The following is a 24,165-nucleotide window of genomic DNA, read 5'->3' as shown; positions in this document are numbered from 1 at the left end:
GGAACTGGCCCCTCGTGCTCGCGGCTTCGATGGGCTTTTCCTTTTTTTCGCTCATGATCGCATCGACGGGACTATTCTTCGATCCGCTGAACAAAGCCTTCGGCTGGAGCCGCACGCTATTGTCGTCGGGCGCTTCAATCGCGACGGTTTTGACAGCCGTGCTCTCACCGTTCTTCGGGGTGCTGATAGATCGCCACGGCAGCAGGCGAATTGTTTTACCCGGGCTTCTCGTCACGATGGCTTCGATCGCGGCGTTCAGCCTCATCAATGGGTCCGCTGCGCAATGGTTCGGACTTTGGTCCGTCTTCGGCTTTGTCGCCGTCAGCATCAAGTCGACCGCATGGACCGCTGCCGTCCTGAAAGCCTTTGAGCGCTCCAAGGGCCTTGCTCTCGGCCTCACGCTCGCCGGTGCGGCTGTGGCGCAGGCGATCGTCCCCCCGCTGACCAACTGGCTGATCGTCACTATGGGTTGGCGGGCCACATTCGTTTGGCTTGCTGTCGGCTGGGGCGGATTGACGTTCCTCCTCTGCTTCTTCTGTCTGTTTGACCGTGACCACAAACGGGGCGGATACGCCGGAGTCGAAGGCTCTCAGGCGATAGTGGATGGGCTGGAGCGACACGAAGCCCTGCGCGACAGCGCGCTGTGGCGTGTTGGCATTTCGAACTTCGTCGTCATGGCCATGACCATGGGACTCACCATCCACCTGTTTCCGATCCTCACCAACGCGGGGGTTTCGCGCACAAACGCTGCCTGGCTCTCAAGCTTGGCGGGACTTGCTGGCATCGCCGGTAAGGTCATCACCGGCTACCTTCTTGATCGATACAAAGCCAATTGGGTGGGCGGTCTCACACTCGGAGCGGCTGCTCTGGCCTTCCTTCTGCTCATCAACGGTATTCGGTCGCCAAGTCTCATAATCGTTGCCCTGTTGGTAAATGGCTATGCCGCCGGGACGAAAACTCAGATCACAGGCTTTCTGACCGCCAGTTATGGCGGTCTCAGGAATTTCGGCGTGATCTATGGCGTTATGGCCGCGCTCATGGCGCTGGCCTCGGGCGTCGGGCCGCTCCTGGGCGGTCTCTCCTATGACTATCTGGGCGGCTATGATGCCTTCCTGGCGCTGGGTGCTGCCGGATGCCTTCTGGGCGGCTTTCTCATGATCACCTTGCCGGCCTATCCTGACTGGGCCCTGCGCGAGACGGACAATACTGGCGCCCGGGTGCCGAAAACCAGCGACGATAAGCAGAGTTTGGGGGAACTGGAACCCAAGCCCGAGCAAGGATAGAAGATATCAGGCATCATGGCGAGCTCCGCCAAGCATCCTCATGATGATCAAGACTACAAACGCGTTGCAAATATTTTTTGAACATGCGGCCGACATCCAAGCGGGGCCGGGAGAGACAGGAAGATGTTTAAAGGATTAATGTCGGGCGACGATATGCTCTCGCTTTGGATAGTGCTGTTTGTTGCGACCGGCATATTATCTGGCATCGTAACGGGATATTTCCGTACACGAAAAATCCAGCCAAAGGGTTTCAAGTGGAAGATATTCCGTAACGAAATATTCTTTGCGACGATCACCATGACGATTGTCGGCACCGTCATGGGACGCCTCAGCGGCTGGCTGAACGCGCACGGCTGGATCACATTCAACCATGCCCCTGCGGCATGGTGGCAAGTGGGTCTCGAATACGCACTGTATTTCTTTTTATTCGATACCTATTTTTACTGGTTCCATCGATGGATGCATGTTGAACCCATCTATAGCTGGGTTCACAAACTGCACCATAAATCTACGTCGCCTAATGTCCTGACGACACTTTCCGTCAATCCGCTCGAATCCGTCATAAACGGCGGCTTCATCTCAATCTTCCTAACGATTTTTACCATTCATGATGCGACCGCTGCCCTGATATTTCCTACCAACATCATTATGGGTCTCTACGTCCACTCGGGCTATGAGTTCATGCCACGTTGGTGGAACAAAAGCTGGGCGACCAAGTGGTTCATCACGGCGACGTTTCACGATCAACATCACCGTTTTTTCACAGGAAATTTTGGCGGCTATACGACGATCTGGGACCGGATCTGTGGCACGATGCGGCCAAAGTTTGAAACGGATTACGAGAAGAATTTCAGCCGACGCTCCTTACCCGCCCAGGCCAGCGCTGCCGAGGAGGCAGCATGATGGTTTGCCGTTCAAAGGCGAAAGCATTGATCGCTTTTTTTGCAGCTACAACGCTCTTTACTAGCGTAGCGACGGCGAGTGAGCCCGCGCGACATGATAGCTCGGAAAAGAACATACGCGAGCGTGCAGACGCACTGATCGCGCAGATGACGCCGGATGAAAAAGCGGCTCAGTTGACCCAGTTTTTCTACCTTCAGCCGGTTCCAGCCGCCAATAAGGCGGCGCTCGACGCACTAGGCAGCACAGGGGTTGGCTCGCTTCTCTTCGTAACGGATCCCGTCGAGGTCAACCGGCTTCAACATATGGCGGTGGAGAAGTCCCGGCTGCACATCCCCGTTCTTTTCGGATTCGACGTCATTCATGGGCTCCATACCATTTTCCCGGTTCCGATCGGTCTGGCCGCCTCGTGGGATCCCAAGCTTGTCGAGCAAAGCCAGGCAGTGGCAGCACGTGAAACGCGCGCCGTGGGTGTCCAGTGGACGTTTGCGCCCAATCTCGACATTGGCCGAGACCCGCGATGGGGGCGGATTGTAGAGACCGCCGGGGAAGACCCGTATCTTGTAAGCGCGATGGGCCGAGCCCAAGTGCTCGGCTTTCAAGGGAACTATCTGGGTCAGCCGGGTCGCATCATGGCGGGGCCGAAGCATTTTGCGGGCTACGGCGCCTCCCTTGGCGGCCGCGACTGGGATGAGGTCCAGCTCTCGGATAGCGATCTTTGGAACGTCCATTTTCCTCCGTTCAAGGCCGCCATCGATGCAGGGGCCGGCGCGATCATGGCTGCCTACATGCATTTGAACGGCGTTCCTGCGGCTGCCAATCGCTGGCTTTTGACTGACGTCCTGCGGAAATCCCTTGGGTTCGAAGGCCTTGTTGGAAGCGACTCCGGCTCCGTGAACAAGCTGGTCGTGCAAAATCTGGCGGCCGACAAGAAAGAGGCGGTCGTCCGTGCGCTGGTGGCGGGCCTCGACATGGAGATGGTCGATCCCGGGCAGGCACCCTCCATGGCGCAATTGCCCGGAGCACTGGCCAGCGGAGATATCCCTCCGGACCGCGTCGATGAAGCGGTTCGCCATGTGCTGGAGGCCAAGATCAGATTGGGACTGTTTGAAAATCCCTATATCGACGAGAAGGCCGTTGGGCGTGTTTTTGCGGACCCGCAACACCGGGCAGCTGCACGGCTTGCAGCCGAGCGTTCCGCTGTCCTGCTGAAGAATGAGGGCAATCTCTTACCTCTCGATCCGCACCGCATCCGCTCGCTCGCTGTCATCGGCCCTTTTGCCGATTCTGTGCGGGACACATTGGGGCCTTGGGTCTTTGACCAGAACAAGCCGGAGGCCGTCACACTTTTTGCGGGGTTGAAGGCTGCCCTAGGCCCCAAGGTCGCTCTGCGCTATTCGGAAGGCGTGCGGATGCCAAAGCGCTTGTTTCCGTCGCCATCTGCCACCGCCGACAAAATGCCTGATAGGCAGCCTCTCGACGAGGATCAGGAAATCAAGCGTGCCGTGGAACTGGCGCATCAGTCCGATGCGGCCGTCCTCGTTCTGGGGGAGGCGACCAACATGATCAGCGAAGGGGGCTCCCGGTCGAGCTTCGACCTGCCGGGGCGACAACAGGAACTGCTTGATGCCGTTGTGGGCACTGGGAAGCCTGTAATCATCGTCCTTTACAGTGCCCGCCCGATCGATCTTAAGGGTACTCGCGCAGCGGCAATCCTCGACATGTGGTATCCTGGCACGGAAGGAGGGACAGCGGGCGCTAATCTGCTACTCGGGAATGCTGTGCCCGGCGGCAAGCTGCCCTTTAGCTGGATCCGAAGTCCCGCACATGCGCCAAATTATTACGGGCAACTCATCTCTCATAAGCCCCAGCCCGTTCAAGGACGCTATTGGAATGAGAGCAGCGCGCCTAATTATCCCTTCGGATTTGGCTTGAGCTATACCGATTTTGGATATTCGAACCTTCGCCTGGATCGTGCTTCCATGGCTGTGGGCGAACGCATCGGCGTTTCCGTCGACGTCACGAACAAGGGCCGCGTGGCGGGCGACGAAGTTGTCCAGCTTTACATCCATCAGCGCCATGGAACCTCGGCAAGGCCTGTTCGCGAACTCAAGGGGTTTCAAAGGATCACGCTTGGAGCGGGGAAAACCAGGACTGTGAACTTCTCTCTTGGCCCCGACGAACTGCGCTATTGGAGTGACGCCACCAAAGGCTGGGTTCAGGATGAGACGGGTTTCGACCTCTTTGTCGGTGGAAGTTCTGCTGCGGATCTTAAGGCTTCCTTCGAAGTAGCCAGGCAGTGAAGCTATTCCACGATAGATAGGCGGCTATTTCGCCATAAACTCGAAATACCTCTTGCCCCGAAAACTTGCTGAGGAGCATTGTACAATGATTGATCGGCGGCAGCTTTTAGTAAGAGGCGGCACGGCCTCGCTCGCGTTGACGTCGCAGGCGCTTGTTGCGAGTGGCGCGCCAGCGGCGACCGCGAAGGCTAGTGCACCTCTGAACAGCTTTTAGGGGCTTGCAATGTGGGCCACTACTAGATGACAGCCTCGGGCGGCAGCCGCCGGAATAGCTGACGGTCTGCTCCTGGGGAGCAAAAAATTGCTGCTGAGTGTCTTATTAGGGTCGACTGCGCTTATGCCTTTTCAAAAAGCACATGCAATTTGGGCGGTCCGCGGAAAGACGCTCCCGCCACCACCGGAGAAGGATGAGCAGGATCGAGGGAGAGGTTATTCAACCTGGCCAACATGACGTCGAGTCCGACACGCATTTCCATCCGGGCGAGGGGCTGTCCCAAGCATTGGTGCGGCCCCAAGCCAAAGCCAATATGGGGTTTCGCGGGTCGCTCCAGATCGAAAGTGTCAGATTGGGCAAAGCGCTTTTCGTCGCGGTTGGCGGAATTGGTCACAACGCGTAGGCCGGCCCCGGCGGGAACGGGGCACCCCTCTATCAGCGTGTCGCGCGTGACAACGCGGCTGACCATCGAATTGGAGACGTCCCAGCGAAGGGTTTCCTCCACGATGGAGGGCAGGATGGACCTGTCCTGCATCACCCGCGCATACAGGCCCGGCGTCGAAAGGATTGCGAGCAGGGCGCTGCCTATCGCGCGATAGGTGCTTTCAGACCCGGCAGGTAACAGCAGGCGAAGGAAGCCAAAGACTTCTTCGTCATCCAGCCGCTCGCCATCAACCTCGGCGTGGACGATGTCGCTGATGAGATCGTCGCCGCGCTCGCGCCGCCGCGCCTCCACCAGCGGTTCGAGATAGATCCGCATTGCCTCTGCGGCGGCGCGCCCCATACCCTCGTCGCGCATCCCGCGGTGAATATCCTTGGCCCATTGCAGGAAACGGGGGCTGTCCTGTGACGGGATGGCGCACATGCCGCATATCACCTGCACGGGAAACCGGCTGATGAGCTCTTCCATCAACTCCGCGCTCCCCCGATGGGCTATGCTATCGCAAAGCGCAGTTATGATGGGGCGTATCAACGTCTCCTCCCATCTGGCCAGTTGCGACGCCCGAAAGGCATGGGAGATTAACTGGCGACGCGAGCGATGGCGTTCCCCATCCATTCCCAGCAGGACAGGCCCCATGAACCGTGCCGTTCCCTCGGCATTAATCGAGGAGGAAAAAGTCTCCGGATCGAGCAGCACCTGCTTTGCCCCGGCCCAAGTCGAGACGATATAGGTGGGCCGCACCATTGCCCCGCCATCGGAGACGCGCGAGACCGGGCAGGTGCCGCGCAAGGTGCGCCAGAGGTCATGGGGCTGTTCTGCATCGAACTCGGCAACGCTCTGACTGGGAGTAGAGTGATCGGCCATGTTCAACCCGCCGTCACGCCGGCGTCGATATTGAGGCACGCACCATGGAAGCCGCGCCCGGCGTCAGACGCGAGATAGACGACAAGATCGGCGACATCGGACACTTCCACCATGCCGCCGCGCGGGCCGGTGAAGCGCTTCATAAGGTCGAAATCGCATCCTTCGGGCGGGCGGAAATTCTTGGCGACGTTGGTCATCATACCGCCCGGCGCAATGGCGTTGATGCGGATCGGTTGCTTGGCAAATTCCATCGCCATGGATTTCGTCATGCCGACCAGACCGGCCTTGCTGGCGCTGTACGCCGCGCCATAGGCCTGACCTGTGAAGGCCGCCGCCGATGCGATGTTGATGATGGCGCCGCCTGTCTTGAGCAGGTGCGGGATCGCCGCGCGTGACAGCAGGAAGGGAGCGGTGAGGTTGGTCGCGATAATGCGGTCCCACTGGTTGATGGGCATGTCGGGCGAATTGGCCACGAAGATGATGCCCGCGACATTGCACAGCGCGTCGAGCTGACCAAAATGGTCGACGGCGGCCGGGACGATTGCGGAGCAGGCGGCTGGGTCGGTCAGGTCGGCAACATGGGTGGCGACGTCCTTGCCGGGCAGCAGCTTTGCGGTTTCAGCCAGCCCGTCGGCGTTCCTGCCGACAAGGAACAGTTTCGCCCCAGCCGCTGCCAGGGCGAGCGCGCTGGCGCGGCCCAGCCCGGATGTCGCGCCAGTGACGAGCGCGACCTTGCCGTTCAAGGCGGAAATATCTTCCATATGTCTTGGTCCTTGGAAAAATGCCGCGCGAACGGGAGCCGCAGCCTCTATCGCCGCTGCCTGCCGTTTCCTGTTCACGAAGAAGAAAAAATGGGCGCTCCTGCCACGGAAGCGCTCAGGGAGAGAACTAAACCGCTTCGGCCATTTCCGGCACATAGTCCCAGATGCTCTGGTCGATATATTTCTGCGCCAGCACCCGCATGCCGCGATCACCGTTCAGATAGGTGGTGGACAAGCGCATCACATGCTTGGGGTTGGACGGGTCGATGGTCGAATGCACCTTTGCTGGGCTGCCCAGTGCAAAACTATAGTCGGGGATTTCCTTCATCTCGGTCAGCACGCTGCCGGCGGCGATGCAGCAATAGGCTCCGACCCGTGACATGGGCATCAGCGAGGCCGTGTTGCCCAGCATCGTATCATGGCCGATGAATGCCTCAATCGTGCAGCCATGGCCGATCATCACATTGTCCTCGATATGTGTCGAGGTGTGGAGGATGCTGTTCTCCTCGATATGAACATTGTTCCCGATGACCACCGGAGTGGTGTCGGACCGGATGACGACGCCCGGCCAGATCGAACAATTGTCTCCGATCGTCACGTCCCCGATCAGCATGACCGTATCCGCGATCATGCAGTTCTTGCCGATCTTCGGCGTCTTTCCGTTGAAGGGCTTTACGATCATGAAATAATCCTTCCTCTGGTGCCGTGATGAGCGTCTGCCATGGTCGATGAGGATCGCCTGGCATGTCGGTCGGGGAAACACGGAGGCGCCGTGTCCTGTCCTCTCCGGATGCGGTGCCTTACCGGCACCGTCATCCCGCTCCATGATCATAGGCGGGGCGGTCAGGCCGTGCGCGCCGAATTCGGCCAAGATTGATGCGAGGACGGCCAAAATACATGACCGCTGGGGTCAGCCGTTTCGGACATGGTTGCGATAGGCGCGCGGGGCCTGGTTCATGGTGGCGCGAAAGGCGCGTGAGAATCCCGACGGACTTTCAAAACCGCATCGCGACGCGACCTCATCTATCGGCAGGTCGGTTTCACTGAGCAGCGAAATTGCCCGGAGCAGGCGAATCTGGCCGCGATAGCCCTCCCAGCTCATACCATAAACGGATTTCAGATGGCGCCGGAACGACCGCTCGGACATGCCGGCGTGGCGGCAGACTTCCGGCAGTTTCTTGTCCATATGGTCGGCGGTATATTGGAGGGCGTTTTCCAGCCGGACGTTGTCGCTGGTGGGCAGGAAGAGGTCCGCCTCATTCTGGATCCACTCGTCGCACATATAGGCCATGGCGGTGAAGAAGGCGGTCCGTTGCGGGCTGTCCGGCGCATGAAGCGGCCAGCGCATCGCCTCCTTCGTCATCTCCCGCATCAGGGGCGGCACGATGACGGCCCTGATGCGGTCGCCGGGATTTGCGACCATGTCCTTGGGGAAATAGATCGATCCGGAGCGCACCTGATGCAGGTTCATGCGATGGGGTATACCCGCCGGTATCCAAGCGGCGAGCTGGCGGGGGATTAGGTGGCGACCGCCCTCGACCTCCACCTCCAGCCCGCCTTCGAAGGTGCACATCAGCTGATGCATGTCATGAAAGTGCCAGGGGCCGTCGAGGTCCACGTCGCCGCAGGACATCGATCCGGCACTGGGCACCGTGCCCTGCCTGTAGGTGCGCAGGAACATCGCAGTACGCGACGTTCCTATGGGCGGATGATGGGTCTCGCCCGGCCAGAGTTCCGCTACCATCGCGCCGGAACCGCGTGGAATATCCTCACCAGTCTGTATCATAGCTTGCGTCACCGTTGATATATAACGCGCAATCAAAGCCTGTCCTAAGGGCAATGTCGCATCCGCTTCGGCCAGATATAGCGCGGAATCGGCCAATTTGGTCAAACCAACGATCTACAACTAAAGACGCCGTATCGGAAAAAACATTCGGATAATGTTTCTGAATATGGCCGGGGAGGCGGACAATAGTCTTTTGGCCGACTGCGTCCGAAATTTGGCCGGATGCGACGCGACAATTTGTATCTCGGCCGATACCTCTTCTCTCAACAGTGAAAGCAGGCGGCAAACAGGCCGGTTCCCTGGGGGCGATAGCTTCCAGAGCCGCAGATGTCATGCGCCCATTGGAGAGGATTGCAGGTGAAAGATCTGGCGACGCAGGCGATAAAAGATTCAGAGTGTTCGGCGACGATGGCGCAATCGGAAAAGAAAGGTCGCGGTCCTCTCGACGGCATCCGCATCATAGACTGGACCGTCTGGCAGCAAGGGCCTGTGGCCGCCGCGATGCTCGGCGATCTGGGGGCGGAAGTCATCAAGGTTGAGGAGCGGGAGCGCGGCGATGGCGGGCGGGCAATGTTCCAGCTCGAAACCACGGGCGCGTCGCCCTATTGGGAAATGAACAACCGCAATAAGCGCAGCTTCACCGTCGATCTCAAATCGTCGGAGGGGCAGGCGCTAGTGCGCGGCCTGATCGCGAAATCCGATGTCTTCATCCAGAATTTCCGGCCTTCCGTCGCGGAGAGGGTGGGGCTGGGTTATGAACGGCTGCGGGAGATCAATCCCCGGTTGATCTATGCGTCCGCCAGCGCATTCGGTCCTCTGGGACCAGAATCGAAGGCGCGAGCCTATGACCTGCTGGGGCAGGCGCGGGCGGGGCTGTTGCTGCGATCCGGTGAGGATGAGGAACCGTCGATGCCCGATGGCGGCATGGCGGACCAGATGGGGGCGATCATGCTCGCCTATGGCGTGCTGGCAGCGCTGATGGCGCGCGAGAAGCATGGCATCGGGCAGAAGGTCGATACGTCCCTGTTCGGCAGTATGCTGTGGCTGCGCGGTTTGCCCATCGCGCGCGAACTGATGCGTCAGAATGGCGAGCGAGTGCCATCTCCCATGGCGCGCCACATGAAGCAGCAGAACAAGCATTCGCGCCTCGATCCGGGAAACCCGCTCTGGAACACCTATAAATGCGGCGACGGCAAATGGCTGGCGATGGCGACGGTACAGTCCGACGCACACTGGCCCGCGATCCTTGCCGCGCTGGGCAGCCCGGCTGAACTGGCGGGCGATCAGCGGTTCAACGATCATATTTCCCGCTGCGAGAATGCACTGGAATGCGTCATCATCCTTGATCGCATATTCGCCAGCCGAACGCGCGATGAATGGCTCGCCGTGCTCGTCGCCAATGGCGACCTGCCGGTCTGCGCGATCAATACGACGGAAGATGCTGCCGTCGATCCGCAGGCGCTGGTCAATGACTATGTCACGACCTTCGATCACCCGTCCTATGGGCCGATGCAGACGCCGGGCTTTGTCATCGGCCTTTCCGAGACGCCCGCCCGCATTCACCGCAAGGCACCGGAATTTGGCGAGCATACCGAGGAACTGCTGATCGAGCTGTTGGGGAAGGATTGGGAGGCCGTCACCGATCTGCGCGAACGCAGGGTGATCTGACCAACCGACTGAACACGCACGCAGAACAAAAACAACGACCGGACGCGCCGACAGGGGCTTCGTCTCGCTGGATAGGGCGGGCGGGGACGGGATCTGCGCGCCGAAAAGAGGGAGAAGATGCATGAAGAAATCGCTGATCCGGTCCGCCTGTCTGGCAACCACCTTTTTCGTCTCGGCCGGTGCCGTGGCCGCACAGGCGCAGGAGGCCGGCGATGCCGACATCGTGGTCACGGCACGCCGGGTCGAGGAACGCCTGCAGGACGTACCCATCTCCATGACCGTCTTCAGTCAGCAGCAGCTCACCAACCGTAATATCGTGAGCGCAGGCGACCTCTCGACCTATACGCCCTCCCTGACGACGAACAGCCGGTTTGGATCGGAAAGCACCTCATTCGCGCTGCGCGGCTTTACGCAGGAGGGGCCGACATCGCCGTCCGTAGGCGTCTATTTCGCGGAAGTGGTGGCGCCGCGTGCGCAGGGTACGGTGACGTCGGGCAATGGTGCGGGCCCGGGCGCTTTCTTCGACCTCCAGAATGTTCAGGTACTCAAGGGACCGCAGGGGACATTGTTCGGGCGCAATACCACGGGCGGCGCTGTCCTGCTGGTGCCGCAAAAGCCCACTGGCAGCCTTGAAGGCTATGTCGAAGGATCCGTCGGCAATTATGACCTGCGACGCCTTCAGGCGGTGGTGAATATTCCCGTTCTGGACAGTTTGCGCATCCGGCTGGGTGTCGACCGGCAGACGCGGGGTGGCTATTTGCGCAATGTCTCCGGCGTTGGTCCCGGCAATTTCGCCGACGTGAACTATACGGCGCTTCGGTTCAGTGCCGTCGCCGACCTGACGCCCAATCTCGAAAATTATTTCGTCGCCAGCTACACCCGGTCAAACACCAACGGCTTCTATCCCAAGATGTTCGTGGTTTCCAATCCCACGGGTTATCGCGCTGCCAATTATGCCGCACAGATCGCATCGACCAGTGGCGATTATTATGATGTTTCCAATGGTCTGCCCAACGCATCCCATCGTAGCAGCCAGTGGCAACTCATCAACACGACGACGTGGCGTGCGAGTGATACGATCACCATAAAGAATATCGCCAGCTACGCGGAATTTCGGTTGGCCGAAGCATCGAACATCTATGGCGACAGCGGTTATGAACCGGGTAGCAGTCCCGCAGCCTATAATTATGCCATCACCATCGTCCCCGGTGCGAGCGGCAACACCGTCGCGCAATCGACCTTCACCGAAGAACTTCAATTGCAGGGCCGAACACCCGGCGACCGGTTGACCTATCAAATCGGCGCCTATCTCGAACTCAGCGAGCCGATCGGAGGATTTCAGGCGGCGCAGAATGCGCAGTTCCTGCGCTGCGTCGATATCCTGCGCTTTCAGTGCGAGGATGTGCGCGGGCGTAACACGTCGAATGGCGCAGGCGGCAATCTGGAGGGGCGGGTGGGGTCGTCCAGCATCTCGCAGGCGAAATATCGTTTCCGCAATCTCGGCTTCTATGTGCAGGGCACCTACAAGCTGACCGATAGCCTGAGCGTGACGGCGGGGCTGCGCTACACCTCCGATCTCACCTCTGGTCTTGGCGAATCTTACAAGGCGAACTTTCCCGCCGGGAATACGCCGGTCTTCAGTTGCACCAATCCGGTGCCATTGGTGCAGGGCGGCACGTCCGCGCAGATTCTGGCCGATCCGACCCGCTGCGATCTGCTTCGCCGCGTATCCTCGCAGAAACCGACATGGCTGATCGATGTCGATTACAAACCTGCCGAAGACATATTGCTCTACGCCAAATATGCGCGCGGATACCGGCAGGGCAGCGTCAATGTGAACAGCTACGGCCTTGAAACATGGGGCCCGGAAAAGGTCGAAAGCTATGAGGTCGGCGCAAAGACCAGTTTTCGCGGTGCGGTGCGCGGCACGTTCAATGTCGCAGCCTTTTACAACGACTTCAGTAACCAGCAATTACAGGTCGGGACCGTCGCCTGCACCGCCGCCGAACTGGTCACGAACCCCGCCCAATGCCCGTTCCTGGCCGTGCCGACGGCGGGCATCGCCAATGGCGGCAAGTCGACAATCAAGGGGGTGGAGGTCGATGCCTCCATCACGCCCTTTACCGGCCTGACGCTCGATGTGGGCTATGCCTATCTCGATACCAAATTGAAGTCGATCACGCTGCCGGCAGCGCCCGTCGGCTTTACAGCACTCACTGTTCCGGCACCCGGCGGTCCGCTGCCTCTGACGCCGCGCAACAAATACAGCATCACGGCCAATTATGTCCTGCCGCTGGACGAGAGCGTGGGACGCATCACCTTCGGGGCGACCTTCACCCATCAGGACAGCAGCTTTGGTTCGCCCAGCAGCGCGCCACAATATCAATGGCTGCCACCGCAGAAGAATCTGAACCTCAATCTCAACTGGACCGACGTGATGGACGGCCCGATCGATGTCGGTCTCTTCGTGACCAACGTGACCAAAGAACGCTTCTACCTCATGACGCTCGGCCAGTCCTTTGGCTTTGATGCATTTATTCCGAACCAGCCGCGCATGCTCGGTGCGCGCCTGAAATATCATCTCGGACGCTAGAGGATGACGGGCACTCTTAGGAGTATAGCCGCAGCGGAATGGCGGCGTAGCTGGACAGTGGTTATCGCCGCTACTGCGGGTATGTCACTTGCCTCTCTCACTAGCTATTCGATCGGGGTCATGATGGCGCCCATCGAACAGGAATTGGAGTGGAGCAGAGTGGAAATCGCTTCGGGCCTGTCCATAACGGCCTTTTGCGGGGTAGCGCTGTCGACCTATATGGGGTGGCTGATCGACCGAGTAGGCGCGCGCAGGATCGCAATGGTAGCGGTCGCGTTGCTGTGCGGCGCCCTGATGCTCATGTCGACGACCAGCGCCAGCATCTGGTCCTGGTGGTCCCTATGGCTGCTTGTCGGCCTGGCCACGGCGGCCATGCCTACGGTGTGGACGGCGACCATCTCCGGTCTGTTCCACGCCGGACGCGGACTGGCGCTCGCAGTGGTCCTGAGCGGTACGGGGATCAGCGCGTCGCTGGTCCCGGTGATCGGCAATTATTTCGTGGAGCATTTCGGCTGGCGTAGCGCATATCTCGCATTGGGGGGCTGTTGGGCGCTGGTCGTGTTGCCATTGGTCGTCCTGTTCTTTCGCGGCGAAGCCGACCGGGGAAGAAGGCGAGCGGACGGGAAGGTTGAAGTTTCGACAGAACCCTTGCCCGGGATGACCGTCAGGGAAGGATTTCGTTCACCGGCTTTCTACAAGATCGCGTTGGTCGCTTTCTGCTTCAGCGTGGCCGGAGTTTCGCTGACACTGAACTATATTCCAATTTTGAGCGAGCGCGGCCTGTCGCGCAGCACGACGGCGGCGCTGGCGGGTATCGTCGGCGTGGCGACCGTTCTGGGCAAATTGGGTGGAGGCTATCTGCTTGATCGCATCCATGCGGGCAAGGTGGCCGCTACTGCGGCCCTATTGTCCACCGTGCTTCCCATCACGTTATTGGCAATTCCGGGGTCGATTATGGCGACGGCGGTCGCAACGGCCATTTTCAGCCTGGCCTCCGGGGCGAATTTCGGTGCCGTAGTCTTTTTGGCGGGACGCTATTTTGGACAGCGTAGTTTTGGCGTGATGTTTGGAACCATCCATTCCTTGCTGGCGCTTGGGACAGGATTGGGACCGCTCCTATCAAACCGCGTCTTTGATGTGGCGAGAACCTATGATCCGGTATTGTGGTCGGCGGTACCAGTCTTTCTGGTTGCCGCGCTCCTTCTCTCGACCCTGGGGCCATACCCACATTTTCCAACCTGCAGCGAGGGTCGCCTACCGTAAGAAATGTGCCTGAAGAGATTGTCCTGACCTGCGACGCATTTAGCTTTTGCTACCCTGGATGATCCTAACCGCGCTAGAGATTAAACAGCTCTGGCGTTAGAAGCGGACCGTCCGAATCTGGGAATCGAAAATCGGCGACTGAACGTCCAAAAAGGGTCGGACGAGAAAGGAGCGTCGGACCAAAGAGCGTTCCTTCCGACGGGCTTTCTAGGCCCTCATAAGGCCACGAGACTGCATCCACCAGAGCAACTCGTCAAACCAGTGACCGCTTGTCTTGCCATTGGGCTTGAGATCGAAGCCGTGCCCGCCACGCTCATAGACGTGGAGTTCCGCCGGCACGCCCGCCTTTCGCCATGTGGCATAGAGCTGTGTGGCATCATCCGGCTGATATTCGTCATCCGCTGCCGCAGCGATGAAGGCTGGAGAAGCATCGGAGGGGACAGGTGTTCGTAAACCCCCGTAAAACAAGGCGACAAAATCCGGTCGTAATGCCTTATCTCCGATCGCCAAATCGGCGGCGAGATAGGCTCCTGCGGAAAAGCCGATAAAGCCGACCCGTTTTGGATCGACGCCCCATTCAGTCGCGCGCTGGCGCACGATTGCCATGGCACGGGCGCCGTCCTCCACCGCATGCGGTTCCCCGGCGAAGGGCGGCACTTCGACCGGTGTGCCGCTCTTCGCCCGCGCCATGATCCTTTCCATCTCCTTCATATGGACTTCGGGCATCTGCATCGGATCGGGAGCGCTTCGGATCGTACGATATTTCAGCACGAACGCGGTGACGCCTTGCAGCGCGAGTGCGCGCGCGACCGCCGTCCCTCCGGCGTCATAGCCCAGCCCAACGAAGCCGCCTCCGGGTGCAACAATCACGGCTGTGCCGTTCGCGCGGCCGGGGGCGGGGCGGAAGAGTTCCAAGGTGGGCTCGCTCACGTTGCGGATCATCATGTCGCCCGTCTTTTCATCCTTCTCCCGGATTTCCGGCACGCCAAGCGATGCACCTGCGCCTGCGGGAGAGAGCGATATGATCGACCCGCCCGGCTCATCTGCTCGTGCGTTCGCTGTCGTTGCCAGAAGCGTGACCGCAATGCCGAGGCACGCCAATTTGGATAACTGCCCCATAGCTTCTTCTCTGCCTTCAGATCTTTGCCTTGAGTGTGACATAGACCGAAGGCGGCTGGACAGGCATCACGAGCGGATTGCCGAAATATTGATAGCTGTCGAACGCCCGGCTTCCACCGAGATTGATCGCCGAAACCTGGATCGTAAATCGGCCGACGTCATAAGCAGCCTGCGCGTCTATGACCGCATATCCCGGTACTCTGACCGTGTTCGGCAATGTGAGCTGACGTGCGCTCAGCGCGGTGACACCCGCCCCGAACGACAGGCCTTTGGCTGGACCGGTCAGCACCCGGTAGCGGACGGCGATGCGCCCGCTATTCCGAGGGACGCGCGTCAACTCGCTGCCCACCGGGATTGTACTGTCCGCGGTTACTTTGGTGTCCGTGTAAGCATAATTGGCGAGGAGGGAGATTGCGGGCGTGGGCTCCCAAACGATATCCGCTTCCAGCCCGCGTGCGCGCTGGCTGCCGGTCTGAATGTAGAAGCCCGGATTGCCGGGATCCGCTGTCGCGACATTGTCACGGGTCTGGTCGAACACCGAAATCGTGCCTGACAGACCGGCCTTGGGGAGCGCCAGCTTCAGCCCGCCTTCGATATTGCGAGACGTCTCTGGCTTCGGCGATCCCACGCCGACGAAGCCGAAGGCAGCCCGGAACGCGGTCGCATAACCTGCAAAGAGCGCGACGCCAGGTGCGACATCGAAGGTGGCGCCGATCCGGGCCGAGACGCGGTGATAGGTTTCCTCATTTGCGACGCCGATATTGCTGGTCTCGCGGAATTTGAGCACCGTGTAGCGCAGTGCTCCCGTCACATGGAGCCTGCCGTAGGACGCCTGATCCTGAACATAGGCCGCGAAGGTCTGATAATGATCCACCTGCGAGGAATTGACGGGCAATTGCGGTGTGAACGTCGCGTCATAGACAGGATTGGCAAGGTCGATCGTTCCGCCGGGCGTATTGCTGACGAACAGCCCCATGGCGCTGGAAAAGCTGGTCCAGTCATAGTCGATGCCAGCCATAAGGCTGTGCGATCCGCCCAGCATGTAGGCTTTTGCGGCCAGGTTGGCGTCGAATGTCGCCTCCCTGGTGTCGGTGATCATCGTGATCGGGATGGTCGGATAGACGGTCGGCGTGGTCGGATCGGGCGCGAAGAAATCCGGACTGATGAAGCTGCCGCTCTCGCGGATCGAGCTGTTATAGTAGCGCCCGCTGACAGTCAGCTTGACGTCATCGGTAACGCCATGGCGCAGCGTCGCCAGAACCATCTGGTTGTTGTTGGTGGTCAGCGGCTGACCCTTGGGGGAGCCGGGGAAGGCATTGCGGTCGATCAGCCCGGCCAGCGCCTGTTCTGCCGGCAAGCCCGAATATTCGAGCTGCGCACGGTGGTTGAACTGGCTCTGGAGGAGAAGGTCGGTGCGTGGACCGATCTGGAAGGACAGGCTGGGCTGGACGGACCAGCGTCGCCCATGGACCTGATCGATCCAGCTGTCATTGCTCTGATATTCGGCCGATACCCTTGCCGCTATGCCCGATGCCAGCGGCACATTGATGTCGCCATAGGGGTTCCAGGTCGAAAAGCTGCCACCGCGCATTGCGACATATCCGCCGAGCTTGTCGCCGGGGCGGGTGGATTCGATAGTGATGATACCGCCGAGCGGCGTACCCAGACCGCCGCCGTAGAGCGTGGCGCTCGGACCCTTGAGTACCTCGATCCGCTCGACACCCGCAAGGCTGCTCGGATCGAACGCCTGCTGATTGCCAGCATAGATGGGCAGACCGTCCAGATAGACTTCGGCCGGAAAGCCCCGCACGAGCGGCGGGATCAGCACCATCTCCTCGGACCGTGTCGGCACCACGCCCGAGACATTGACCAGCGCCTCGCCCAGCGTGCGGCGATCCTGCTCCTGGATCAGCGAACGAGTGATGACCTGGACCGACTGCGGGATTTCGAGGAGAGGCGTATCGGTGCGCGTGGCCGATCCGGAATTTGGGCTGCTGTAGGACAGACGCTCCCCGGTTACGACAATATCGGCGTTGATCCAGCTAGGCGCCTGATGCGCGGCGCCATTTTGCTTGTTCTGCGGAGTCTGGGCGATGACGGGCGACGCGGTCACGAGGATCGCGCCCGCAGCCATATGCAGGATGGCTTTCATGGAGTCATATCCTGTGAAATCGGTGGTGTGGCTCGCCATGGTCAGAAACGTACCCGGACGCCGCCGTAGACGGCGGTGCGTTCAACCGGATAATAGATGGCGGACGAAGGCGTCGCAGTCAGCACGGCGGAGATGTCGCCGATCGCCTTCTTGCCAGTGATATTGCGCACGTCGAGGAACAGGTCGATACCTTCCTTTACCGTCGCGCCCGCTGACAGGCCGATTAGCGCATAGCCTCGCGTACGTGTGGTATTGGCATAGTCGGCATAAGGGCCTTGCGGCACCCATTCGAGATTGGGCGCGATGTGCAGCGCTTCCGTCCCCGCCCGGATTTCACTGCGAAGCACATGGCGCGGAATGACGGGCAGCCGGTTGTTGCCGAACGCGGTATCACCGTTGAAGCGGAAATCCGAATATTGCCAGACCTGCCGAAAACGCAGCCAGCTTACGGGTTCGAGGCTGAGACTTGCCTCCACGCCCTGATGGATGGTGCGGTCGGCGTTAAAGGTGGCGGCGGGCACAAGACCGGCTGCGGTGTTATGTTGCAGCATCTCGCCGCGCAGATCCGCGCGATAGAGGGCGATGTCCCAGCTCGCCCAACCCTTTCGTCCACGCGTGCCAACCTCAGCCGTCCAGGCACGTTGCGGCTGGATGGCGCCTATAAAAGCGCTGGTGGTGCCCACAGTCTGAAACACCTCGCCGAAGCCGGGGAATTCAGCCGAGCGGCTATAATTGGCGAAAAGCTGGATATCAGGCGAGGCGTCGATCAGCAGGCCGAATTTCGGCGAGAACTGGTTGAATGCTATGCGGCCGTCCTGTGTTGGCGTGCTGCTGAACCGGACAGTGCGTTTGCGCAAGCCATCGGCATAGATGCCGCCAGCGATAAGCGTCAGCCAGTCGGTCGCCTTGATACGCGCTTCTCCATAGAGGTTGGCGGTGCGTGCGTCCTGATCGGCGTCAAAGGTCAGTGCGCCGCGCGCCGCGTTGACGTTCACATATTGGCGCGCCCGCGTGCTGCCGCGGCGGATTTCGCCGCCCAGCGTGAAGGAGATAGGGCCGGCTTCATGCTCCAGCCGTGCCATCGCCCCATAGTCGGTCGATCCCTGGTCGATGACCTGAAAGATCGGATGGTAGAGATCCTTCACATTGGCAAAGAGGGCGACATTCAGTGTCGTTGCCCCCCAGTCGAATGTGGTGCGATTCTGGAAGCGTAAGGAATCGATGTTGCGCTGCTGGTCCGATACGAAATTGCCGGTACGCGGAGCGGTGAGTGCGACTGTTGCCGTCAGGGCTCCGGGAAGCTGCTGCTTCAGATGGGTGACACTTGCGTAAAAGCGGGTCGAGACGATGTCGGACAGTTTCAAACCCACATTGCCGTTGAAGCGGACGCTGTGGCGCTTGGCATGATCGCGGTCACCGTCTGAGCTGTCCGCGCTGAGCCCGAACCAATAGTCGGCGGGGCCTGATACGCCGCCCAGCGAAGCCAGGCCGCGCACCATATTATAGCTGCCGAAATCGCCGCGCAGATAGAGACCCGGCGCATCCCGTCCCGTGGGTGTCACGCCATTGATGGCGCCGCCCAGCGTGCCCGATCCAAAGCGGAGGGCATTGCCGCCGCGATAGACCTCCAGATGGTCGAAGAAGATCGGCTCCAATTCCTGAAAGTCGCCATTGTCGTCGGCAAGGTTGATGGGAATGCCGTCCTGCAACAGCGTGAGTCCCCGCATGTGGAAACCGCGCGACAGACCGGAACCGCGAATGGAAATTCGCACCTCCTGTCCGAAGCGCGGCTGGGTGTAGACGCCTGGCGAGAAGGCCAGCGTATCGCGCAGCGATACGAGCGAGCGATCGGCGTAATCGCTATAGGGCACGACGTCCGCGCCGCCGGCAGTCCGGCGCACCTGCGCCTCCGCATCGTCCGTCGCCTTATGTCCAACGACGATGATCGTGCCGCGATTTTCCTCTCCGGCGTCTGTAGCCCCCTGTGCACGGACAGGCGCGGCGGCGGCCAGGACGACGGCGCTGAGCGCGAGAATGGATGGTTTCATGGATTTCCCCTTTTTGATCTGTTTGAAGGCCGCGTCAGTCAGGCGACGAGCGGCTTGAGTTTGGCGAGCGAGGCTTTCTCGTCTTCGCTGTCGGAGAGCGTGCCGGCAAAATGGCCTTTGCGGTCCATCAGGATAACGATGGCGCTATGATCGATGGTGTAGTCGCCGCCGGGCTGCGGCACCTTCTGGTAGAAGACGCCGAAATTCTTCGTGATGGCATCGATCTGGGCTTTGGAGCCGGTAGCGCCGATAATGGGCGTTCCGAACAGGTCGACATAGCGACCGATATCGGCGGGCTTGTCGTGTTCCGGATCGACGGAGACGAAGACGATGGCGAACTTTGCTCCATCGGCGCCCATGGCCTTGCGCAGATGCGCCATGCGGGCGAGCGTCGTCGGGCACACGTCCGGGCAGCGTGTGAAGCCGAAGAAGATCGCATAGGGCTTGCCCTTCAAAGTGTAGTCGCTGACGGGGCGGCCGTTAGCTCCGGAGAGGGTGAAGGGGGCTGAGCCGGGCCCTTCCGCCTTGTTCTGCGGTGCTGTTCCGCACGCGGACAGAGCCAGTGGCGTCAGCGAGGCAAAGACCGCCAGCACCAGCAGTCGGAGGCGATCAGTGCGAGCCATGGTCACCTCCGATGAGCGACTGCACTGCGAACTGCACCCTGATCGCGCCGGCCTTTTGAAAGCGCAGCGTGACGGGGATCGTCGTGCCAGCTTTTAGCGGCTGTTTCAGGCCAACGAACATCACATGGAAGCTGCCGGGCTTGAGGACCACGGTTTCCCCCGGTGCGATGGACAGCCCATCCGTCATGCGGCGCATACGCATGATGCCGCCGTCCATGTTGACGCTGTGGACCTGCACTTCGGCCGCGACAGGCGTTGACCCACTAATCAGGCGGTCGGACGTTTTACCGCTATTGTGGATAGAGACGAAGCCGCCGCCCGCCTTCTGCCCGGGGGCCGTCTCGCGCGCCCAGGGATGATCGAGGGCGATGGCGCCAACGGTATAATCATGGGCAGCGAGCGGCGCGGCAGAGGCAAGCGCCAGCGCGCCGCCGAGTATCATTGTGCGGATCATGATCGAGTTTCCTGAAAAGGAGAGGGCGCTGACGAAGTGCCGCCGCCATCGGGATGGATGAAGGACACGGCGATCCGGCCGACCACGCACAGGATGACAACGGCCCATGTGCGGCGGCGGAACCGGCGCAACGCGCAGGCCTGATCATGGCTCAGGTGAAGGAGGCTCACGGACGGCCACCTTCGGACGGCAAGGCCGCCCGTTGAATAGGGAACATGGGAAAACTCCGGCTCGCCGGGCAGTATGCACAATGCACACGCCGGCTTTTTCCGACAATTCAGCTCAGAATGTCAGTTAAGGGCCGGGGGACCGCGCAGCGGTGGTCGAAGATAGGAGGAACGGTCCGGAACCACGGGACGGATGGGAGCAAAGCCAAGCGCCAGGATGAAAGCCAGCGCGATTGCCAGCAGAGGCGCATCCGCTCCGCCAAGCGCGCCCATGCCAAGTGCAGTGAAGGCGCACTTGCCATCAGGCTTGCCGCCGTCGTCATGGTGGCCTTGGCTCTTCTTGGCGTCGATCGGAATGGCGATGGTTGTCGTCCGATGCTCGATTCCGTCGAAGCAAAGCTGCACGGTCAGAAACTTCGTCATCGTGGGCGCAAACATATAGCCCTGCGGCACCACGAATTTCACGCACAGCGCCAGCATCGCCACAATAAGAGCGAGACTGCGATGATCGCGGATCAGGGCGCGGAAGACCGACATCGAAATGCGCCCTTATCGTCGTTCGATCCGAAAGTCATGTGACAGAATGTCCTATGGCATTTTTCGCACGCATCTTGCGGATCGAGAATGATTCGCATATCCGCATTGCCAGTGCCGGGGACAAATCCGGTGCTGATGATCGCGTCGGTGCCTCGAGAGAGGCTTAATAGGGAACATGGTGGGGTGGTTCTCCACCTCAAGCCAGGGCTGTCCCTGCAACTGTAAGCGGCGAGCGCGATGCATATGGACGGCGGAACAGAGTTTCCCACCGTCAGCCACTGGGCCGGACGCTAAATCCTGCGAGGCCTGGGAAGGCCGTGCATCAAGCTGTGACCCGTGAGCCAGGAGACCTGCCGACGATATGGTCGCTCTTGCTTTGGTCCAGGGGATGGTCAGGGCACGGTTCTCCGTCTGAGCGGCGAATTGCGGTGGGAACCGCAGCGGTGGGCGACCACCGGTCGCTTGTCTGCGCCCGGATCCCTTCGCTGTAACAGTTTCGGGCAGGTTACCCGGGCTGTTCCTCACCGTTCGTAACTTGATGGCGGCTCCGCGCTCGTAATCGTCCGGTCTCCCCCGCCTTGTTGATGCAGGGCCAATTTGCGACGGCCAATCCAATGAGGAGCCTCTTTTAGGACTCCGAAAGGAGGCAGGTGATGTCCCGCATGGAAAATATCACCCGGACCGAGGGGGCGATAGAAGCCTCCTTCTGGACTCCATAGGGAGATCAGCAGATGGGCCGGATCGAGGTCATCAGCCGCCTCGCTTTCCGCTTTCAAGGGACAGGGCAGCGCAAGATCTACGACACGCATCGCCTCATCGGGCTTGCGAGCCTGATCCTCCTGGTCCTGAGCGCATTAACAGCGGTTGCCATGAGTTTGCCCAAGCAGGTGAGGCCGTTACTGGCGATGGCCTCGCCGTTATCCCGCATGCCTGATCCCGTCTCCGGATCGACAGACGGCGGACGGCGATTGAATGTCGATCGCGTCCTGGCAATCGCGGGCGCAGTGGTGCCCGATGGCAATCTGCGATGGGTCAAGGTGCCGTCAAAAGGCGAAGACGCTTATGTCGTCCGCTTCTGGCAAACTGGCGAACCGAGCAGGCGCTTTCCCAAAAGCAGCGTCTGGATCGATCAATATAATGGCCGCGTGCTGGCGATCCATAACGCGCCGCAAGGCTCTGTCAGTGATCGCATCGTGCTCTGGCTCTATCCGCTGCATGGCGGAGAGGCATTCGGATTGATCGGGCGTAGCTTAGTTGCCTTCTTGGGGCTGGTGCCAGCAATTCTCTTCATAACTGGTCTTGTTCGTTGGCGCAGCAAATGTGCTCGATAGGCTGCGCAGGACCGCAGGCAAGCAAAGGCGTTAAGTGCGACCACGCCGACAGCCACATATTACAACAAATGATATGTTGTATCATTCCGCAATCGTGTTTATTGCGACCGGATATCAGGGGGAATTTCATGAAAAACACAATTGGGTCCGCACAGGTGCTGGCAACGGCATCGGCTCTTGCGATCATTGTCCAGACCTCCGCGGCCTTGGCGGCGGAAGACGTCACCAATGCGGCAGAAGACGCCCAACGAGATCGCGCTCACCCTGCTTCTCGTCGGCCTGACCATCATCTTCCTGATCGCGGTCGCCACCATCCCCAGCTTCGCCAGCTATGCGGGCGGCTCGATCCCGGTGTCGATCCTCGCCGCGCTCCTCATCACGCTCATCCCCACCACCATCGCGGCGCTGCTGTCCGCCATCGGCATTGCGGGCATGGACCGGCTGGTGCGCTTCAACGTGCTGGCCAAGTCGGGCCGCGCGGTGGAGGCGGCGGGCGACATCGATGTGCTGCTCCTGGACAAGACCGGCACCATCACCGTGGGGGACCGGCAGGCGACCGAGTTTCGCCCCGTGGGCGGCGCGACCCCCGCCCGGCTGGCGGAGGCCGCGCTGCTCGCCAGCCTCGCCGACGAAACGCCGGAGGGCCGCTCCATCGTCCTGCTGGCGCGCGAGAAATTCGGCCAGACCGTGCAGGCGCTGCCAGCGGATGCGGAGATCATCGCCTTCACTGCGCAGACCCGCGTGTCCGGCGTGACCATCGACGGATCGACCATCCGAAAGGGGGCGGTGGACTCCATCCTGAAGGCGTTGCCTGGCGTGGGCGGCACCGGGACGGCAGACGATCTGCGCCGCATCACTGACGAAATTGCCCGCGCGGGCGGCACGCCACTGGCCGTGGCGCAGGACGGTGAACTGCTGGGCGCGATCTTCCTCAAGGATATTGTGAAGGCGGGTATCCGTGAACGGTTCGGTGAACTGCGCCAGATGGGCATCCGCACGGTGATGATTACCGGCGACAATCCGCTGACCGCCGCCTCCATCGCGGCGGAGGCGGGCGTGGACGATTTCCTCGCGCAGGCCACGCCGGAGGACAAGCTGGCCCTGATCCGCAAGGAACAGGAGGGCGGCCGGCTGGTCGCCATGTGCGGCGACGGCACCAACGACGCGCCCGCGCTGGCGCAGGCCGACGTGGGCGTGGCGATGAACACCGGCACGCAGGCCGCGCGGGAAGCGGGCAACATGGTCGATCTCGACAGCGATCCGACCAAGCTGATCGAGGTCGTCGGGCTGGGCAAACAGTTGCTGATGACGCGGGGCGCGCTCACCACCTTCTCCGTGGCGAACGACGTGGCGAAATATTTCGCGATCATCCCCGCCATGTTCGTGGTGCTCTATCCGGGGCTGGGCGTGCTCAACGTCATGGGCCTCGCCACGCCGCAGAGCGCGATCCTGTCGGCGATCATCTTCAACGCGCTCATCATCCCGCTGCTGGTGCCGCTGGCGCTGCGGGGCGTGACCTATCGCCCCATTGGCGCCGGTCCGCTGCTGGCCCGCAACCTCGCCATCTATGGGCTGGGCGGCCTCATCGCGCCGTTCGTCGGCATCAAGCTCATCGACCTGGCCGTGGGCGGCCTGGGCCTCGTCTGAAGAATGGAAC

Annotated in this window: 17 protein-coding genes, 1 pseudogene and 1 riboswitch; of the genes and pseudogenes, 8 read left to right on the top strand and 10 right to left on the bottom strand. The window is 60.7% G+C overall.

The window, feature by feature from the left end; translation table 11 throughout:
* Window positions 1-14: 14 nt before the first annotated feature.
* The 3 genes from LWE61_RS16105 (at window position 15) to LWE61_RS16095 (ending at window position 4,486) form a co-directional block, all read left to right on the top strand.
* Window positions 15-1,283 carry an MFS transporter gene (locus LWE61_RS16105; RefSeq protein WP_234151675.1) on the top strand — a complete coding sequence of 423 codons (1,269 nt, stop codon included), beginning with the start codon at window positions 15-17 and terminating at the stop codon, window positions 1,281-1,283.
* Window positions 1,284-1,406: 123 nt separating this feature from the next.
* Window positions 1,407-2,186, top strand: a complete 780-nt coding sequence (locus tag LWE61_RS16100) for a sterol desaturase family protein (RefSeq protein ID WP_234151674.1) — start codon at window positions 1,407-1,409, stop codon at window positions 2,184-2,186.
* Complete coding sequence (locus LWE61_RS16095; protein WP_234151673.1) at window positions 2,183-4,486, top strand: glycoside hydrolase family 3 N-terminal domain-containing protein; 2,304 nt, start codon at window positions 2,183-2,185, stop codon at window positions 4,484-4,486. Before LWE61_RS16100 ends, LWE61_RS16095 begins: the two co-directional genes overlap by 4 nt.
* A 335-nt stretch (window positions 4,487-4,821) precedes the next feature.
* Here the strand turns inward: LWE61_RS16095 and LWE61_RS16090 are convergent, their stop codons facing one another.
* The 4 genes from LWE61_RS16090 to LWE61_RS16075 all read right to left on the bottom strand — a co-directional run bounded on the left by LWE61_RS16090 (window position 4,822) and on the right by LWE61_RS16075 (window position 8,553).
* Window positions 4,822-6,006 (bottom strand): cytochrome P450, encoded by a 1,185-nt coding sequence (locus LWE61_RS16090; protein WP_234151672.1) that lies wholly within the window; start codon window positions 6,004-6,006, stop codon window positions 4,822-4,824.
* Window positions 6,007-6,008: 2 nt separating this feature from the next.
* On the bottom strand, window positions 6,009-6,767 hold the full coding sequence (locus tag LWE61_RS16085) for an SDR family NAD(P)-dependent oxidoreductase (protein WP_234151671.1): 759 nt from the start codon (window positions 6,765-6,767) through the stop codon (window positions 6,009-6,011).
* Between the two features lie 127 nt (window positions 6,768-6,894).
* Window positions 6,895-7,449, bottom strand: coding sequence for a gamma carbonic anhydrase family protein (locus LWE61_RS16080; protein ID WP_234151670.1), 555 nt, complete (start codon window positions 7,447-7,449; stop codon window positions 6,895-6,897).
* A 228-nt stretch (window positions 7,450-7,677) separates the two neighbouring features.
* A complete protein-coding gene (locus tag LWE61_RS16075; protein WP_234151669.1) occupies window positions 7,678-8,553 on the bottom strand; it encodes a helix-turn-helix domain-containing protein in 876 nt (291 codons plus the stop codon).
* 357 nt (window positions 8,554-8,910) lie between these two features.
* Between LWE61_RS16075 and LWE61_RS16070 the strand changes: the two genes are divergently transcribed.
* The 3 genes from LWE61_RS16070 to LWE61_RS16060 all read left to right on the top strand — a co-directional run bounded on the left by LWE61_RS16070 (window position 8,911) and on the right by LWE61_RS16060 (window position 14,077).
* Window positions 8,911-10,221 carry a CaiB/BaiF CoA transferase family protein gene (locus LWE61_RS16070; RefSeq protein WP_234151668.1) on the top strand — a complete coding sequence of 437 codons (1,311 nt, stop codon included), beginning with the start codon at window positions 8,911-8,913 and terminating at the stop codon, window positions 10,219-10,221.
* A 121-nt stretch (window positions 10,222-10,342) separates the two neighbouring features.
* Window positions 10,343-12,814, top strand: a complete 2,472-nt coding sequence (locus LWE61_RS16065) for a TonB-dependent receptor (protein WP_234151667.1) — start codon at window positions 10,343-10,345, stop codon at window positions 12,812-12,814.
* 3 nt (window positions 12,815-12,817) lie between these two features.
* Entirely contained in the window at window positions 12,818-14,077 is a 1,260-nt protein-coding gene (locus LWE61_RS16060; protein ID WP_326490654.1) for an MFS transporter, read from the top strand.
* A 207-nt stretch (window positions 14,078-14,284) separates the two neighbouring features.
* Here LWE61_RS16060 and LWE61_RS16055 read toward each other — a convergent pair whose 3' ends face one another.
* The 6 genes from LWE61_RS16055 to LWE61_RS16030 all read right to left on the bottom strand — a co-directional run bounded on the left by LWE61_RS16055 (window position 14,285) and on the right by LWE61_RS16030 (window position 21,177).
* A complete protein-coding gene (locus tag LWE61_RS16055; RefSeq protein WP_234151665.1) occupies window positions 14,285-15,196 on the bottom strand; it encodes an alpha/beta hydrolase in 912 nt (303 codons plus the stop codon).
* Between the two features lie 16 nt (window positions 15,197-15,212).
* Entirely contained in the window at window positions 15,213-17,348 is a 2,136-nt protein-coding gene (locus LWE61_RS16050; RefSeq protein ID WP_234151664.1) for a TonB-dependent siderophore receptor, read from the bottom strand.
* Window positions 17,349-17,389: 41 nt separating this feature from the next.
* Window positions 17,390-19,396, bottom strand: coding sequence for a TonB-dependent receptor family protein (locus LWE61_RS16045; RefSeq protein WP_234151663.1), 2,007 nt, complete (start codon window positions 19,394-19,396; stop codon window positions 17,390-17,392).
* Window positions 19,397-19,434: 38 nt separating this feature from the next.
* A complete protein-coding gene (locus LWE61_RS16040; RefSeq protein WP_234151662.1) occupies window positions 19,435-20,019 on the bottom strand; it encodes an SCO family protein in 585 nt (194 codons plus the stop codon).
* Entirely contained in the window at window positions 20,006-20,473 is a 468-nt protein-coding gene (locus tag LWE61_RS16035; RefSeq protein ID WP_234151661.1) for a copper chaperone PCu(A)C, read from the bottom strand. Before LWE61_RS16035 ends, LWE61_RS16040 begins: the two co-directional genes overlap by 14 nt.
* 290 nt (window positions 20,474-20,763) lie before the next feature.
* Window positions 20,764-21,177, bottom strand: a complete 414-nt coding sequence (locus tag LWE61_RS16030; RefSeq protein ID WP_234151660.1) for a DUF2946 family protein — start codon at window positions 21,175-21,177, stop codon at window positions 20,764-20,766.
* 128 nt (window positions 21,178-21,305) lie between these two features.
* A riboswitch (cobalamin riboswitch) is annotated at window positions 21,306-21,549 on the top strand.
* 359 nt (window positions 21,550-21,908) lie between these two features.
* Between LWE61_RS16030 and LWE61_RS16025 the strand changes: the two genes are divergently transcribed.
* Together LWE61_RS16025 and kdpB are read left to right on the top strand one after the other, a co-directional pair.
* The gene (locus LWE61_RS16025; protein ID WP_234151659.1) at window positions 21,909-22,508 is read left to right on the top strand and encodes a PepSY-associated TM helix domain-containing protein; all 600 of its coding nucleotides are present in this window, start codon (window positions 21,909-21,911) and stop codon (window positions 22,506-22,508) included.
* Window positions 22,509-22,739: 231 nt separating this feature from the next.
* Window positions 22,740-24,155: pseudogene (kdpB, locus tag LWE61_RS16020) on the top strand (potassium-transporting ATPase subunit KdpB); the annotation flags it as partial.
* Between the last annotated feature and the right edge of the window lie 10 nt (window positions 24,156-24,165).

It is taken from the genome of Sphingobium sufflavum (genome assembly GCF_021403115.1).
In the GTDB taxonomy this organism is placed as follows: domain Bacteria; phylum Pseudomonadota; class Alphaproteobacteria; order Sphingomonadales; family Sphingomonadaceae; genus Sphingobium; species Sphingobium sufflavum.
The sequence above is the reverse complement of the archived record's forward strand: the minus strand, read 5'-3'. Positions and strand labels throughout refer to the sequence as shown.

Bases quoted from the DNA above. Each gene is read 5' to 3' on its own strand.
- LWE61_RS16100 (WP_234151674.1), top strand. From the start codon at position 1,407: ATGTTTAAAGGATTAATGTCGGGCGACGATATGCTCTCGCTTTGGATA.
- LWE61_RS16095 (WP_234151673.1), top strand. From the start codon at position 2,183: ATGATGGTTTGCCGTTCAAAGGCGAAAGCATTGATCGCTTTTTTTGCA.
- LWE61_RS16090 (WP_234151672.1), bottom strand. From the start codon at position 6,006: ATGGCCGATCACTCTACTCCCAGTCAGAGCGTTGCCGAGTTCGATGCA.
- LWE61_RS16085 (WP_234151671.1), bottom strand. From the start codon at position 6,767: ATGGAAGATATTTCCGCCTTGAACGGCAAGGTCGCGCTCGTCACTGGC.
- LWE61_RS16080 (WP_234151670.1), bottom strand. From the start codon at position 7,449: ATGATCGTAAAGCCCTTCAACGGAAAGACGCCGAAGATCGGCAAGAAC.
- LWE61_RS16075 (WP_234151669.1), bottom strand. From the start codon at position 8,553: ATGATACAGACTGGTGAGGATATTCCACGCGGTTCCGGCGCGATGGTA.
- LWE61_RS16065 (WP_234151667.1), top strand. From the start codon at position 10,343: ATGAAGAAATCGCTGATCCGGTCCGCCTGTCTGGCAACCACCTTTTTC.
- LWE61_RS16060 (WP_326490654.1), top strand. From the start codon at position 12,818: ATGACGGGCACTCTTAGGAGTATAGCCGCAGCGGAATGGCGGCGTAGC.
- LWE61_RS16055 (WP_234151665.1), bottom strand. From the start codon at position 15,196: ATGGGGCAGTTATCCAAATTGGCGTGCCTCGGCATTGCGGTCACGCTT.
- LWE61_RS16050 (WP_234151664.1), bottom strand. From the start codon at position 17,348: ATGAAAGCCATCCTGCATATGGCTGCGGGCGCGATCCTCGTGACCGCG.
- LWE61_RS16045 (WP_234151663.1), bottom strand. From the start codon at position 19,396: ATGAAACCATCCATTCTCGCGCTCAGCGCCGTCGTCCTGGCCGCCGCC.
- LWE61_RS16040 (WP_234151662.1), bottom strand. From the start codon at position 20,019: ATGGCTCGCACTGATCGCCTCCGACTGCTGGTGCTGGCGGTCTTTGCC.
- LWE61_RS16035 (WP_234151661.1), bottom strand. From the start codon at position 20,473: ATGATCCGCACAATGATACTCGGCGGCGCGCTGGCGCTTGCCTCTGCC.
- LWE61_RS16030 (WP_234151660.1), bottom strand. From the start codon at position 21,177: ATGTCGGTCTTCCGCGCCCTGATCCGCGATCATCGCAGTCTCGCTCTT.
- LWE61_RS16025 (WP_234151659.1), top strand. From the start codon at position 21,909: ATGGGCCGGATCGAGGTCATCAGCCGCCTCGCTTTCCGCTTTCAAGGG.